Source organism: Planococcus notacanthi (assembly GCF_030407825.1).
Classification (GTDB): domain Bacteria; phylum Bacillota; class Bacilli; order Bacillales_A; family Planococcaceae; genus Planococcus; species Planococcus notacanthi.
The window spans coordinates 118075-133510 of sequence record NZ_JASDCQ010000004.1 but is presented as its reverse complement, the minus strand read 5'-3'; the positions used below and the strand labels follow the sequence as shown (position 1 = coordinate 133510).

The 15436-nt window shown below is 47.2% G+C and carries 13 protein-coding genes, 1 pseudogene and 1 riboswitch; of the genes and pseudogenes, 9 read left to right on the top strand and 5 right to left on the bottom strand.

The window, feature by feature from the left end; genetic code table 11:
* The first annotated feature begins 38 nt into the window (after positions 1-38).
* The 5 genes and pseudogenes from QMA01_RS14060 (at position 39) to QMA01_RS14040 (ending at position 4670) form a co-directional block, all read left to right on the top strand.
* The gene (locus QMA01_RS14060) at positions 39-914 is read left to right on the top strand and encodes an AraC family transcriptional regulator (protein ID WP_290215256.1); all 876 of its coding nucleotides are present in this window, start codon (positions 39-41) and stop codon (positions 912-914) included.
* A gap of 223 nt (positions 915-1137) precedes the next feature.
* Complete coding sequence (locus QMA01_RS14055; RefSeq protein WP_290215255.1) at positions 1138-2508, top strand: vWA domain-containing protein; 1371 nt, start codon at positions 1138-1140, stop codon at positions 2506-2508.
* Between the two features lie 114 nt (positions 2509-2622).
* Positions 2623-2725: riboswitch (purine riboswitch) on the top strand.
* A gap of 161 nt (positions 2726-2886) precedes the next feature.
* On the top strand, positions 2887-3798 hold the full coding sequence (locus tag QMA01_RS14050; RefSeq protein ID WP_290215254.1) for a 5'-methylthioadenosine/S-adenosylhomocysteine nucleosidase: 912 nt from the start codon (positions 2887-2889) through the stop codon (positions 3796-3798).
* Positions 3799-3961: 163 nt separating this feature from the next.
* The gene (locus tag QMA01_RS14045) at positions 3962-4444 is read left to right on the top strand and encodes a DUF2975 domain-containing protein (RefSeq protein WP_191716188.1); all 483 of its coding nucleotides are present in this window, start codon (positions 3962-3964) and stop codon (positions 4442-4444) included.
* Positions 4445-4459: 15 nt separating this feature from the next.
* A pseudogene (locus tag QMA01_RS14040) lies at positions 4460-4670 on the top strand (helix-turn-helix domain-containing protein).
* Between the two features lie 55 nt (positions 4671-4725).
* Here QMA01_RS14040 and QMA01_RS14035 read toward each other — a convergent pair.
* Positions 4726-5226, bottom strand: a complete 501-nt coding sequence (locus tag QMA01_RS14035) for a BsuPI-related putative proteinase inhibitor (protein ID WP_290215253.1) — start codon at positions 5224-5226, stop codon at positions 4726-4728.
* A gap of 214 nt (positions 5227-5440) precedes the next feature.
* On the opposite strand from QMA01_RS14035, the gene QMA01_RS14030 reads away from it, so the two are divergent.
* Both QMA01_RS14030 and QMA01_RS14025 read left to right on the top strand, forming a co-directional pair.
* Positions 5441-6661 carry an aminotransferase-like domain-containing protein gene (locus QMA01_RS14030; RefSeq protein WP_290215252.1) on the top strand — a complete coding sequence of 407 codons (1221 nt, stop codon included), beginning with the start codon at positions 5441-5443 and terminating at the stop codon, positions 6659-6661.
* A gap of 246 nt (positions 6662-6907) precedes the next feature.
* Positions 6908-8464, top strand: coding sequence for a class I adenylate-forming enzyme family protein (locus tag QMA01_RS14025; protein ID WP_290215251.1), 1557 nt, complete (start codon positions 6908-6910; stop codon positions 8462-8464).
* Between the two features lie 55 nt (positions 8465-8519).
* Here QMA01_RS14025 and QMA01_RS14020 read toward each other — a convergent pair whose 3' ends face one another.
* Together QMA01_RS14020 and QMA01_RS14015 are read right to left on the bottom strand one after the other, a co-directional pair.
* Positions 8520-9407 carry a fructose bisphosphate aldolase gene (locus QMA01_RS14020; RefSeq protein ID WP_290215250.1) on the bottom strand — a complete coding sequence of 296 codons (888 nt, stop codon included), beginning with the start codon at positions 9405-9407 and terminating at the stop codon, positions 8520-8522.
* Between the two features lie 257 nt (positions 9408-9664).
* A complete protein-coding gene (locus tag QMA01_RS14015; protein WP_290215249.1) occupies positions 9665-11137 on the bottom strand; it encodes a protein adenylyltransferase SelO in 1473 nt (490 codons plus the stop codon).
* A 146-nt stretch (positions 11138-11283) separates the two neighbouring features.
* On the opposite strand from QMA01_RS14015, the gene QMA01_RS14010 reads away from it, so the two are divergent.
* Both QMA01_RS14010 and QMA01_RS14005 read left to right on the top strand, forming a co-directional pair.
* On the top strand, positions 11284-11895 hold the full coding sequence (locus QMA01_RS14010; RefSeq protein WP_290215248.1) for a type 1 glutamine amidotransferase family protein: 612 nt from the start codon (positions 11284-11286) through the stop codon (positions 11893-11895).
* 216 nt (positions 11896-12111) lie between these two features.
* On the top strand, positions 12112-13233 hold the full coding sequence (locus tag QMA01_RS14005) for an NADH-dependent flavin oxidoreductase (protein ID WP_290215247.1): 1122 nt from the start codon (positions 12112-12114) through the stop codon (positions 13231-13233).
* A 101-nt stretch (positions 13234-13334) separates the two neighbouring features.
* Here the strand turns inward: QMA01_RS14005 and QMA01_RS14000 are convergent, their stop codons facing one another.
* On the bottom strand, positions 13335-14246 hold the full coding sequence (locus QMA01_RS14000; RefSeq protein ID WP_290215246.1) for a DMT family transporter: 912 nt from the start codon (positions 14244-14246) through the stop codon (positions 13335-13337).
* Between the two features lie 135 nt (positions 14247-14381).
* Positions 14382-15395, bottom strand: a complete 1014-nt coding sequence (locus tag QMA01_RS13995) for an STAS domain-containing protein (RefSeq protein ID WP_191716179.1) — start codon at positions 15393-15395, stop codon at positions 14382-14384.
* Positions 15396-15436: the final 41 nt, after the last annotated feature.

Sequence of the window (15436 nt, the reverse complement as noted above, 5' to 3'; positions counted from 1 at the left end):
TTATTCCTCTTAAAATAGAAAAGGAAGGAGGGGTGTGCATGGACATGCTGAAAGATATGAATGAAGCGCTGCACTATATCGAGGAACACTTGGACAGCGACATTGATTTCGGCAAAGTGGCGAAGATTGCCGGCGTGTCGGAATTTCATTTCCGTAAATTGTTTTCGTATTTGTCGGGGATGGGGTTGAACAGTTATATCCGCAGCCGGCGCTTGTCACAGGCAGCCAGCGATTTGCAGCGGGGGAAGGAACGGGTTCTGGATGTGGCCATCAAGTACGGCTACGACTCGGCAGACGGCTTTAGCCGGGCGTTTCGTGAATGGTCGGGGATGAACCCATCTGAAGTGAAGAACAGCGATCAGTTTAAAGCATTTCCACGCCTTACTTTCCAATTGACGATTCGAGGAGGAATGGATATGGAATACCGCATTGCAGAAAAAGACGCCTTTAAACTGGTGGGCATTAAAGAACGGGTGCCCATCGTTTTTGAAGGACAGAATCCTGAAATTATGAAAATGGTGCAGGCTATCACAGTGGACCAGCGTGAGCAGCTGCAAAAATGGCGAAACACAGAAGTTCAAACGGTAGTCAATGCCTCCTTTCATTTTGATGAGGGCCGCTTAGAAGAAAAAGGCCAGCTGGATCATTTGATTGGATCGATTACGACTTTAGAAGGTGATTTCGATGATTTTGATGTTGTGGAGGTGCCAGCGGGAAGCTGGGCCGTATTCAGTCTTGAAGGTCCGTTTCCTCAAAAGCTGCAGGATACTTGGAGCAAAATTTTTTCCGACTGGCTGCCCTCGTCGAATTACGAATTGGTCGAAGGTCCGGAAATTTCCTTCAACGGCGATATGGCGAATCTACAGAACGTCTATAGTGAAATTTGGATTCCGGTAACAGAACGGAATGAATAAAACATGCTCTCTGCGCATTCTCGGTTTAAAAACCATTGAAGGCTGCAGAGAGTTTTCTTGTTCAAGAAAATAAAGTATGTCTTTTCTCTTATTAACGCTTATATTTCCAAATGGTAGAATAAGACTATTCAAGTTATTTTTCCAATAACAGGTGAAAATGAAACTTCTCTACAGACAGAACCGTAAACTTATGAAAGAAAAACGAATGGAGTGAATTCCCAGTATGACGAAATTCAATAAACTGATGCTGTTTGGGGTATTAACCGCTGGAATCCTTACAGGTTGCTCGGATAATCAAAATGCAGGTGCAGCAGAAGAACCAGCTGTAAAGGAAGAGCACCCTTCTGAAGAAGAAGCAGTTGAAGAACAACAGGCGGAAGAGCCGGCCGCAGCAGAAGCGGCTGTACATAATGTGGAAGAGATCGTAAAGGAAAAAGGCAAATACGTCCTACAAGAAACGGATCAGCAAAAGGAACAATTGCAGGCAGAGCTGGAAGCGGCGCCTGAAGGGATGACAGGAGAGGAAGCGTATTCCTTCGCAGTATCATTAGTGGCAGCGGATGTTGAAGAAGCTGCAGAAAAGTTTGAAGCCATTAATCCAGTAATCACCATCGATTCCGCTACGCCGGAAGACAGCATCACCTTGCCTGAAGAAGAGACAATCAATGTGGCCATCTTGTTGGATGCCAGCGGAAGCATGGCTGGCCATGTATCGGGCGGCGAAAAGATGAAGCTGGCCAAAGAAGCGGTGCAGACCTATGCAGGAGATTTGCCGGAAGGATCGAACGTCATGCTGCGTGTCTATGGGCATGAAGGAAGCGGTACGAACGCGGACCGGGAAATGTCCTGCAGCAGCAACGAAGTAGTGTATGAACTAGGGGCTTACGATGAGCAGCATTTCAGCGAATCCTTGGATCAGTTTGCACCGGCTGGCTGGACGCCTTTAGCGGGTGCCATCCAAGCTGCTGAAGAAGACTTGAAAGAACAAAAAGGCGAACATGTACGCAATGTGGTGTATGTGGTCAGCGATGGAATTGAAACCTGTGATGGAGATCCGGTGGCAGCTGCGGCTTCATTGAACGCATCCGATATCCAAGCGGAAGTGAACATCATCGGTTTTGATGTCGACAACGAAGGCCAGGCGCAGCTGGAAGCTGTAGCCAAAGCAGGGAATGGACAATATAAGTCCGTTTACTCGGAAAGCGATTTGAATGATTATCTGAAGCAGGAGCACAGCCGGCTTTACTGGGAATGGCTGGCCTGGAGCAATGACCGTTATTTGGAAATTCTCCAGCAAAGCAATGACATTGCAGGGGATCTATTGAAGTACAATAACGAAATTTACGGCAAATCCCTTTCGGAAAACAATAGAATGCACAGCCTGCAATACAAGCTGACAGAGCTTGGAAAATTTAAGGACAATGAAGCCGCTGATAAGTTTAATGAACTGGCAAACATCAGGCATAAAACCCTTACTCAATATTTCAGACAGGAAAAAGATCGGAAAGATACGATCCGCAAAGAGATGCATGAAGAACTGGAGAAGAAAGTGAAAGAGACAAGTGAGGAAAAAGAAGGAGATTATGCTTCTTAACGAAGGAAACTACTCTTTATCACCTATTTTAGCGAACATTAAACCGTTACTTAAGTTTAATGTTCGCTTTTTTGGTTGACCCTTTGTTTTGCCTTTGCTATAGTTGCCAAGTGACAGACAAACAACATAATCGCTCGTATAAATTCGGTAATACGGTCCGAATGTTTCTACCAGGTTCCCTTTAAAGAATCGGACTACGAGTCGAAGTATGCGGTCAGCCGGCTTTTCAGCTGGCGGCTGTTTGATTGGTGTGCCTCATCTTGATGCATTCAAACGTGCTTCGGCTTACTGGATTCCACAGGCAGAAATAAATGACTGTTTCAGGCGCTATTTTTTGGCTCCAATACCGGCAGAGCAGACATCAAGGGGGAAGTTCGCATGAAAAAGATACAAATGAAGACAAAATTCAGCAATCCAGTTTTATTAACCATCTTGGCCATGATCTTGTTGGCCGTAATGGCTGGGTGCAGTTCAGCGGGAGAAGCTGAAGCAACTGAAGATAAAGAAGCGGCTGGAGAAACCAAACGCCCGATCCTGATTCAAGGGCCGATGCCGATTGAAGCGGAAACCTTCGCGGAGCGCCTTGAGAACGTTACTATAGAAGAATCAGGTTCGACCTATGAATTTTACATCGGCACAGTAGACGGCTACCCGGTCATCGTTTCAAAAACCGGCAAAGGCATGGAAAATGCTGCAGCTTCTACAGCGATCGCTATTGAAAAATACAATCCGGCCGCCATCATCAACCAAGGCACGTCTGGCGGACACGATCCGGAATTGAATGTATTTGATATCGTTCTCGGTGAACGTACCGTCAACATCGGTTCGATGAAAACTGGAGACCGTGCAGCAGGTGAAGGCATTGAACCGACTGAATGGAAGCCGATGGACGTTATGGCATCTGAAGGCAGTGCTGGGGAAGATCCAAATGCAGAAAAAGCCCGCTATTACGAAGGGGACGCTGACCTATTGGCTGCAGCTAAAGCAGTGAAAGACAGCTACACCAAAGGCAAGATCGTTGAAGGCACGATTGGCTCGGCTGATCTTTGGAATAACGAAGTGGATCGCATCAAGTGGTTCCACGAAAATTACGGCACATCGGTCGAAGAGATGGAATCGGCATCGGTAGCCATGATTTCAAAAGCGTACGATGTACCATTCCTGGCAATCCGTGTTCTGTCGAACAATAAAACCAACGACGGTGCCTATAATGCAGATACGGCCATAGCAAACCAGGAATATGTTTACGAAGTTGTGAAAGAGTATATTTCCTTTTTGGAAAGCAACTAACAAAAGGCATCTTGTCTCTCTGAAAAAGAGGTGACAGGATGCTTTTTTTATTCAAAGGAAATATGAAAACAATAATTTAATGTCTAAAAGCAATATTTATTTATTGTAAAACAATAAATAATAAGCTATTATAAAGGCAATACAAATAAGTGAGGTGCTTTTCATGAGCCGAGGATCTACTCTATTTTTAAAAACAGTTATTATTCTTATGGGATTGCCGGTACTGGCCGGCTGCATATACGGCTTATCAAGGTTTGATCCAAATTCCCCTTATTGGGCTTCTCCTGAACTGGAAAAACTGCAATATCCATTATTGATCGGCATGTACTTGGCGATGATTCCATTTTTCGTTGCCTTGTATCAGACATTGAAGCTTCTCAGCTATATTGACAGGAACGAGGCATTTTCAAAGCTGTCAGTCAAAGCGTTGAAGACCATCAAGTATTGTGCAGTCGCCATCATCATTGTGTTTGCGCTGGAAATGCCATTTTTCTATCTATTGACAAAAGCTGACGATGCTCCGGGCATTTTGATTGGCCTAGTAATCATATTTGCTTCGCTTGTCATTGCTGTATTTGCGGCTGTGCTTCAACGGCTCCTGCAGGACGCCATCGATATAAAAGAAGAAAACGATTTAATCGTCTGAGCTGAGGAGAATTCCATGGCAATAATCATCCATATCGATGTGATGTTGGCTAAGCGGAAAATGAGCGTTACAGAACTTTCGGAAAGAGTCGGCATCACTATGGCTAACCTTTTCGATCCTGAAGAACGGCAAAGCAAAAGCCATCCGCTTGTCCACTTTGGAAGCTGTCTGCAAGGCGTTGGACTGCCAACCGGGGGACGCGCTGGAGTACCGGCCAGAAGAATGAAATAACAGGCAATCAAAAAGACCACCCAGTTGGATGGTCTTTTTGATGGTCTATTTTATTCCACGACATGTTCGGTGGTGACTTCATACGTTTCGCCTTGTCGGGGTGTCAGCCAAGCGGTCAGTTCATAGGTTCCGGGTTCAAGGTCGAGCTGCGGAATTTCGAATTCGTAACTCAACTTGTCGCCCTGGTCGACAGATTCTTCACCTAAAGCCTGCAGATAAGTGCTGACGGATGAAAAGAGGAAAACTTCTTCGCCGCTTTCATTTGCTAGGGAAAAATCATAGCGTTGGCTGCTGGTAAATTCAAAGGTATGCGGTTCGCCGCTTTCGTTGATCACGGTATAGCGATAAACATCACCATCGACGTGTTCGATTTCAGGTTTCATTTCCCCATCGGTACTGCCTCCTGTGGTTTCATCGTTCGTTCCGGATTCTTCAGTGTTCGGATCTTCAGGGGAGGTTTCTGTTTCGTCTCCTTGCCCGGTGCCGCACGCTGCGAGAATCAAAGCGGCCATCAAGATCAAAAAGGCTCTCAGCCAAAATTTATTTTTCATGGATATTCCTCCTCGTGGATAGAGAGATAAGTGAATCACTTACACATAAGAACGTTATAGCGCCTGAAAAGTTACAATGTCCATTTAGGATAGGACAGTCTAAATATCGGATGGATTTCACTGACAGCCTACACATTAAGAGAACTACCCTGTAGAATGAAGAATAAGAGATTTCACATAATTCCATCAGCTAGATGAAAGGGGCACAACCTACTTGAAAACAACATTCCATTTTTCAAAAGATATTGAAATGGCTTTTAAAAACGATCCACCCGGGCAATGGCTTTCCACCTTGCCGGCAGGCTGTCTTCGTCTCAGCTCAGGTTATCCTGAACCGGCATTGGTTCCTTCTGAAGAAATCAAACTGGCAGTGGCACGGTTGCTGGATGAGGAACGTGATTTACCGCTTCATTATTTGGGCAGCCCAAGGATTCCGCAGCTGAAGGAGTTTCTTCGCAAACGAATGGCGACGCGCGGGGCAGAAGCTGCAGAGGACGAATTGCTGGTGACTTCAGGAGCCTGCCAGGCTATTGATCTGATTGCCCGTGTCCTTTTAGATGACGAAGCTCTAGTGGCTGTTGAAGCACCGACCTATATGGAGGCTTTGGAGATTTTCCAGAACTACACTGAGCACTATCTGACGATCCCGATAGATGAAAAAGGGCTGCAGACAGAATTGTTGGCGGATTTGTTAGCAGACCGGAAAGAACAGGGACAGCCGCTGCCGCGATTGCTTTATACGATTCCGACCTATCAAAATCCGACAGGCACTACGCTGTCTCCTGAACGCCGGAAGCATTTGCTTGAACTGGCGGAACAATACGACTTCCTGATATTGGAGGATGACGCATACGGAGAACTGGGCTTTCAGAATCGCCCACAACTTCTGAAAGCGATGGATACCAACAACCGTGTCCTGTATGTCGGTTCTTTATCAAAAGTCGTGGCTCCTGGCATGCGGATTGGCTGGGTGGTGGCAGATCAACGCATCATCGACCCGTTGAATTGGTTCAAGAAAGACCTGAACCACCCATTTGACCAGGCAACGATGGCGTCATTCCTTGAAGCCATCAACTTTGATGAGCACCTGGATGGATTGGCGTCCGTCTATGAAGCCAAATGCGCCACGATGTTGTCGGCGTTGGAAGAATTTCTGCCTCCTGCGGTTTCATGGTTCACGCCAAAAGGAGGATATTTCGTGTGGGTTAAAATTCCGGGTGTCGATACCTCAGAACTGCTTCCGAAGGCATTGGCTGCAGGCGTTTCTTTCGTGCCGGGCAAATACTTTTTCCTGGACCAGCAGGAGGGGCTGCCCTATCTTCGTTTGTCGTTCAGCTATGCCAGGGAAGAAGAAATTGTCAAAGGTGTGGAATTACTGGCACAAGTCATCGGCATAAATATTCCGGAGCCTGAACAAGAGACGGACCGGCAGTAAAGAAACTATCTATTTTGAACGCGTTCGGTTGCATCTGCAGCCGGACGCGTTTTTTAATCTTCTAAGCTTTTCGGGAAAACCGTTTTACAAATCTTTAATTGACTATATTTTCTGAATACGATACAGTTAAATATACTAATTAAGGAAATAAGGAAATTTCTAACGTCTTTCGAAGCTTTGGAGATTTCAAAGGCAGGAGGGTTGATTATCGGGACAGTCGATTACTAAAAAGAGGGGGAAATCCAAATGAACATTACGACAACACTTGCACAGAATGCGAAGCGTTTTCCGGATAAAATGGCCATCGCTTTCGAAGGACAACGTTATTCCTACCAGGAGCTGAACGAAGAAGTAAATCGGCTGGCAAATGGTTTACTCGAAACAGGGATGCAAAAAGGGGATAAGGTTTCGCTGTTCCTGAAAAATTCCGATCATTATGTACTGGCTTTTTTTGCTGTGCTAAAGGCTGGGGGTGTGGCAGTGCCGGTCAATTACCAGCTAAGTGCAGATGAAAGCGGCTATATTTTCGGACAATCTGAAAGCGTATTCGTCATATGCGACCACGAATTTGAAAAGACTGTAACTGAAGCGAAAAAGCAGGCAGCTCAGCTTCGACAAGTTATCGTCCACCCGGCACCTGATAATAATGATTATCTGAGTTGGGAAAGTGTATTGAGTGATAATGCGCTGGAGCCTTCTGTTGAAGTATTGAGCAGTGATGATGCGGAAATCCTTTATACTTCCGGTACAACCGGGAAACCAAAAGGGGCATTATTTGATCATCAGCGGCTGACCGCTGCCAGTTCGTCATTCGTGTTTGGCGTGGAACTCGGGGCAAAGGACCGCATTCTTCATGCAGTGCCTTTATTTCATTCGGTTCAATTGAATCTGTTTTTGGTAACCGGCATCATGTTGGGTACATCCAACATCATTCTGCGTGACTTCAATCCGGAAAAAGTGGCTGAGGCCATCACCGAATTCCAGATTTCCATATTCTTCGGCTTGCCGGAAACGTACACCAGGTTGTTGCAGTTGCCGAATATCGAAGAGGCAGATCTGTCTTCGGTTAAAAAATGCATGTACGGGGCAGATCCAATTGATCCGGAACTTGTCAAGCGGGCAATGGAGGTTTTTGGCCATCAGCAGTTCTATAACCTATGCCTGTTGACGGAAGGTGGACCGGGAGGTGTTTTCTTATTGCCTGAGCAGCATGAACACAAGGTAGGATCAGGCGGAAAACCGATGTACTTCACAGAAGTGCGGGTAGTGGACGATGAATTTTTGGATGTCCAGCCGGGAACCATCGGTGAATTTGTCATCAAAGGCGATACGGTCATGAAGGAATACTTCAATAAACCTGAAGAAACCGCAGAGGCTTTCCGAAACGGCTGGCTGTTGACGGGCGATTTGGCCACAATTGATGAGGATGGGTATATCTCTCTCGTAGACCGAAAAGCGGATCGCATCATTTCAGCCGGAGAAAATATCTATTCCATTGAAGTGGAACAGGTCATCAACAGCCATCCTCAAGTGGAAGAAGCTGCGACAGTCGGCTTGCCGGAAGAGGAATGGGGAGAGATTGTCGGTGTGATCATTGTTCCGAAAGAAAGTGAGACCATCGACGAAGACCAATTGATGGACTATCTCCTGGAAAAACTTCCAGGCTACAAGATTCCGCGCAAGTACTTGGTCACCGATTCCTTGCCGCGGAACTCCTCGGGGAAAATCATGAAATACCAATTGCGTGAACTTCACATCAGTGAATTCGAATGGTTCCGGAAAACTCCGGCCAGCCGTTACTGATTCTCAAAACAAAAATGCCCTGCAGCGTTAATCGCCGCAGGGCATTTTCGTGGATTCATGTAATGGAAGCTTCGTAAATGCCTTTGATGGAGTTTTCCAGCATGGCATTGAACTCTTCATCGGATTGGCTGGCGCTGACGCCTTCGGACAAGGCGCGAGAGAAGCTGGCGATCAGCCCTTCGTTGGCAGCCAATTTCTGATTGGCATCATCTCGTTTATAGCCGCCGGACAAAGCCACTACGCGGAGTACACGCGGGTGGTCAATCAATTCCTTGAAGAAGTTATCGACTGTTGGAATGGTGATTTTGATCATGACGTTCTGATCTTCACTCAATTGATCCAAGTGCTTCAACATTTCCTCTTTCAGGATTTGTTCGATTTGTTCTTTGTCCGTGCTGTTGATATCGACTTCCGGTTCAAGGATCGGCACTAACCCGGCTGCCAGAATCTGCTTGCCGACTTCGAATTGCTGCTCGACCACTTTCTTGATGCCCTCTGGATTGGCTTTCTTGATGACCGAACGCATTTTGGTGCCGAAGACGTTTCGTTCGTTGGCGCGTTTCAGCACATCATCCAAATCGGGGATCAGCTTCATGACCTGGACGCCGTTTTCTTCTTCTGCCAGCCCTTTGTCGACTTTCAGAAAAGGCACAACACCTTTTTGCTGCCATAAATAATCAGCTGTGTATTGGCCCTCGACTTTACGGTCCATCGTCTGTTCAAAAAGGATTGCGCCGATAATCGAATCGGAATTGAAGGAAGGAGCCGTCATGACGCGTGTCCGCATTTCGTGGATCAGGTCATACATCTCCTCTTCTGTTGAATATTGGTCTTCTGACACCCCGTAAAGTGCGAGTGCTTTTGGTGTGCTGCCACCACTTTGGTCAAGCGCAGCAATAAAACCTTTCCCATTTTTCACGAATTCCAATTGTTCTTGATTCATCGTCCCAGCTCCTTAGATAAATTTTAAAAAAAGTTAACCGCTTCATCAGAAAAAATTTACTGCAAAGAACCTCTTTCACTGAATATTGTAACAATATAAAGAGGAAACTACAAAAAGAAATTTTTTACTGATTAAGCTGTACTTAGGATGTTCCCTTATTGAAGTTCTACAAACGTTAGCCGGTCAGATGAAAGAGAAGAAATTATGGATCTGCTGCCCCATAAACCCTAGAGAATAGAGAGCTTGTTGAATCATCATTACGTTCCGCAGAAAGTCTGATACGGCCCGTTTGTCGGCTCCGGCGGTTCCGTATAGGCTTCCTGTTCGGCAGAATGGGCATAAGGGTCAGCCAGGACTGTAAGCAGCCGGTGAAGGACGCTGTAATCTCCCTGGAATTCTGCTGCGGCCAGGGCTTCTTCCACCCGGTGATTGCGGGGGATGATGGCCGGATTGTTGTTGAGCATCAATTGCTGGCTCTCTTCCTGCGACTCCTCCTGGCGCTCCAGACGTGCCTGCCAAGAACTGCGCCATTCCTTGAACTCTGGCGTTTCAAACAATTCACTTCCCTGGAGTTTCGTGAAAGTCAGCGCACGGAACAGATTGGTGTAATCGGCATCGTGTTGGTGCATCAGATTCAGCAATGCTTCCACCAATGTGGAATCTTCAGCTTCTTCATTGAAGATCCCGAGTTTTTTGCGCATGCCCGAAAGCCAGTGGTTCTGGAACTGTTCAACATAGCTGGTGAGTTCTTCCTGTGCCATATTGACCGCTTCCTCCGGAGTATCATGCAGCAAAGGCAACAGGCTCTCCGCAAAACGTGCCAAGTTCCATCCGGCAATCATCGGCTGATTGCCGTAAGCATAGCGGCCTTGAACATCGATGGAGCTGAAAACCGTCTTCGGATCATAGCTATCCATGAATGCGCAAGGTCCATAATCGATGGTTTCTCCACTAATCGCCATGTTGTCAGTATTCATGACTCCGTGAATAAAACCGACGAGCTGCCACTTGGCAAGCAAAGCTGCTTGCTGTTTGATGACTTCCTGGAATAAGGCAAGATACGGGTGCGAAGCGTCTTGGACATGTGGAAAGTGACGCTCCAGCGCATAGTCAGCCAGTGCTTTCAAGTCTTCCTTCGTTCCAAATCGCGCGGCGTATTGGAATGTGCCGACACGCAGATGGCTGTCGGCGATCCGTGTCATGACCGCTCCAGGCAATGCTGTTTCCCGGCGGACCATTTCGCCGGTTTCGACAACGGACAAGCTGCGGGTCGTCGGAATGCCCAGCCCGTGCATCGCTTCACTAATGAGGTACTCGCGAAGCATAGGCCTTAACGCAGCGCGACCATCGCCGCCGCGGGAATAAGGTGTTCTGCCGGAGCCTTTCAACTGGATATCCAATCGTTTGCCGGATGGTGTGAGCTGTTCGCCAATCAATAAAGCCCGGCCATCGCCAAGCATCGTGAAATTGCCGAATTGATGTCCCGCATAAGCCTGGGCAATCGGTGTGCTGCCTTCGGGAATCTGGTTTCCGGCCAGGATGGCTACGCCGTCTTCAGCTGTTATCTCTGCGGAATCCAGACCCAATTTTTCTGCCAATGCCTCATTAAAGATGACCAATTTGGGCGACTTCACCGGATGGACCGTGATTTTTCTATAAAAAACTTCAGGCAACCGCGAATAGCTATTTTCCAGCTGCCAGCCGGTATGGGTTAGTTCCTTTTTATTCATAATGGACCTCCTATTTTGTTGAAGTGTTACTTACATTATACCCGCTCTGTCCGCCGATCATGTCTTTGCTGTTTGAGGGATTCTTTGCCTGTGCTATAATCTCTTTAATAATAAATCGAATATTCAATCAGAAAGGAGGCAAGAAAATGAGCGATCAAAAAGTTTTGTTTGTGCTGCTGGACGAGTATGCCGACTGGGAAGCAGCTTCATTGGCTGCGGCGCTTAACGAAGAGCCGGAGGGCCAGGGGCGAAAATTCGATGTCAAGACGGTGTCGCTGACAAAGGAACCGATCCGCTCGATCGGCGGCTTTACGGTGCTCCCGGATTACGGACTGGATGATGCACCGGAAGAGTTTGCGGGACTGATTCTGATCGGCGGCAATTCTTGGCGAAAAGAAGGCAGCGAGCGGGTCATGGAGCTGGTCGACAAAGCCGTCGGAAAAAAAGTGGTGCTTGGTGCAATTTGCGACGCGACGGTGTTCTTAGGCAGAAATGGCTTGTTTAATAAGATTCCGCATACCAGCAATTACCTGGAAGACTTAAAGGAAACAGCAGGGGACAGCTATACGAATGAAGCAGGCTACCTGCAGCAGCAGGCGGTTCGGAGCGGAAACGTCATCACTGCCAACGGCTCGGCATTTTTGGAGTTCGGCAAAGAAGTGATGGAAGCCCTTCAATCGGCTCCACAGGAAGAAATCGATGAGTGGTACGACTTTTTTAAACAAGGCTATCACGAATACATGAATACTAAACAATAATGTCAGCTGAATAGGTCACCTTCGATTGTGAGATTAGGCACAATCGAAGGTGGTTTGTTTTTGACGGTGCTTTTGCATGTCAGCCAAAAGGCTGAATTTATCTATTGCAAAGCAGATGCGCTTTCAACTGGCTGCTAATCGGATACGATGTAAATAAAGGGGCCAGGCTTGTCGGCACCAGTGTAAGGGTAAAGAGATAGTCAAGGAGGAATTTAAATGGCCATTACCACACAAAATATATTTGAACCGTATACGTTTACATCCGGTTTGTCTGTCAAAAACCGCATTCTGATGGCACCGATGACCACATCATCTTCAGATCCGAATGGCGATGTGACAGAAGACGAACTAATCTATTACAAAAGGCGTGCCGAAAGCGGACTGGGAGCTGTCATTACGGCTTGTGCACATGTCGAGCCGTTGGGTGTCGGATTTCCGGATCCATTAGGGGCAGACAGCGATGAACGAATTGCCAGTCTGACCCGTTTAGCAACATCCATTCAAGACGGAGGCGCTAAAGCAATCCTGCAGCTTTATCATGCCGGACGCATGTCGAATGAAGACTTGCTGAAAGGCGAACAGCCGGTTGGACCAAGCGCAGTGCCGGCGCCGCGCCCCAATGCGGCGGTTCCGCGTGAAATGACCGAGGAAGAAATTGAAGCAACGATTGCGGCATTCGGAGAAGCCGCCAGACGGGCTATCCAAGCAGGCTTTGATGGAGTCGAAATACACGGCGCCAATACGTATTTGATCCAGCAATTCTTTTCTCCCCATTCCAATGTCCGCACCGACAAATGGGGAGGCGATGTGACTGCGCGCATGGCGTTTCCGATAGCCGTCATCAGATCGATCCAGCAAGCTATTGCTGAATATGCAGAGAAGCCTTTTGTCGTGGGTTACCGGATCAGTCCGGAAGAACGTGAAGAACCGGGCATCACAATGGATGATACATTGAAGTTTTTGGAGGCCATTGCTGACGAAGGCATCGACTACATCCATGCGTCAGTCGGCAGATTTTTCGGCGGATCAATTCGTGAGGAGGACAACCGATCGCGTGTGGAAATGATCCAACAGCATATTGGCGACCGTGTACCGGTGATCGGGGTAGGGGGCTTACAGACCCTCAAGCAAGTGAAAGAAGCATTGGAAGTCACGCCGTTGGTGTCGCTTGGCCATGCATTGATCATGGACCCAGACTGGTTGGCGAAAGTGAAAAAGAGCCGGGACGAAGAGATTTTCCAGGCAATCCACTTGAGCAAAAAAGAACAGCTGGACATTCCAGAGAACCTGTGGAATATGGTGACCAAGGCACCGGGCTGGTTCCGGATTGAAGAGTAAGAAAACAAGGGACTAAAGGAAGCCGGGAAACTCCGCACTTTAGGGCTGATCTAATAAAAAACGCTGTCTGGATTGATTCCAGACAGCGTTTTTTTGAGTTTCTATAACGAGTTTTCCGCAGTTTTACCGGAAAGTACCGGGCGTTTTCTGCCCATTAGATTGACGATCATGACCCCGCCGATTGCAATGACGCCACCGATAAGCGACAAAGCAGTCGGCAGTTCATGGAGCCACATCCAGGCAACGATAATCGCTACTGCCGGTTCCAGATAAATCAGGCTTGAAACAGAGCTGGCATTAGCAAGTGACAAAGCTGTTGCCCATGTGACATATGCGATTGCCGCAGGGAATATGCCCACATAAAGAATCGCTAAATGGGCTTCCAGTGTGGCGCTTTGCATGGCAGTGAAGAGGCCCGGTGAAAAAATAAGAAATGGCAAAGTGCCGGCCCATGTAAAGTAAGCGGTCAATTCAATCGCCGAGTAGCGTGTCAGCAGCGGCTTCTGGAAAACAAAGAAAATTGCTGATGCAAACGCAGCGACCAATACCAGCAATGCACCATTGGTCAAAGTGAGGGATGCACCTGCAGATCCGAAAGCGATAAACAGAATACCGATAAACCCAATGCCCAGACCCATCCAGCCAAGGCCAGTCAATCTTTCCTTTAAAACAAAAGCCGCAATCAGCGCTGTAAAAATCGGTCCGGAACCGACCAGCATGCCGGCGGTGCCGGCAGAAATCGTTTCCATGCCAAATGTAACGAAGATATGGTACACGCTGATGCCGATCCAACCGAGAATAAGGATTCGAACGGCATCGCCTTTTTCGGGCAGCCGAAATTTGGTTCCCGGCCACAGTGCATAAATCAGGAACAATGCCGAGGCAATCAGGAAACGGACCAGCACATTCTGTCCTGCGTCATAGCCGCCCTGCAGTCCAACGCGAATGGCGGCAAAGGAAGAGCCCCATATTAAAACTGAGAATAATGCCAATGAAAAAGCTTTTGCGTTCAAGTGATCTCCTCCATTAACCATTGATTGAACCAATGGCTATCCTGCCTGCAATCATAAAACAGACAAAGATTATTATATTCTTTTCAGGAGGAAAAGTCTTCAAGAAGAAACGGCCATTTTGGAAACTCGAACCTGTCAGACAATTTTTCGTCCGCTTCGGCCAAGTGCATAGTAGATGCCATGCTGGAGGCTTTGCAGCGATTCAAAAGTATTCAGGCTGTTTTGGGATTGTGCAATGATAATGGCGAGTTCCGGGGAGATGCCGACAAGAATGACTTCAGTTCCCAACAGCCTCGCAGAAGCGCCAAGTTTATCGATCAACGATGCGGTATGCTCCGTGATGTGCTGATTCAGCCCGCTTAGATCTACCAACAGGTAATCCGCTTTATGCTTCGGCAACTCGGTCAGAGTTTTAAAAATCAAATCTTCAGTCCGCTGTTCATCGTAGCTGCCGATCATCGGCACCACAATAATGCCTTCCAGCACAGGGATGATGGGAGAGGATAGTTCCTTCACCAGGTTCTGAAGAGATTGTGTATGCTCATTGACCCGGGCTTCCAGCTTTCGGATTTGTTCAGCTTCCTGTTTGCGGGACAGCTCATGGATGTTTTGCTGGACGGTCACGGTTGAAGGGAAGTACTCCACAATGCTATATGGCGTACTGTCATTTTGATGCTGAATGATTTTATACCAGAAATTGATGCCGAACAAGCCGGTTAGGACACCGGCATAGTGCGAAGGCACAAAAATGCCTTTTGAGTTTTTGTTTTTCAGCAGGTTCATCTTATACTCCCAATCGTTCTGGATATGCATCGTAAATGTATTTTTTTCATTATCCATTTCAACGATTTCAACTTTGCCCCAACCGGCAGGAGCGTATGTATTGGAGATCCATTCAACAACATTTGATGTATCAATTTGCTTCATGTCTTTGAACCCTTCTCCAACAATGACGCCTTGGCGAAATCCGGTGGTTTCCAAAACCAATTGTGTGGCTTCGATTCCAGAAATGTCTTTAATTGTGTCAAAGAACGTTTCCATTGCCGAGGTCCAAAAGAGAACCACATCTCCTCCTTCAAACAGAACTTCGCCAGTTTCCAAATTCCATTCCAATTCGATGCCACCGACCGTAATGTTTTTTTGGTTCATACCATAAATTCCTCCATCTTTTAAAAATAATTGCAACGTAA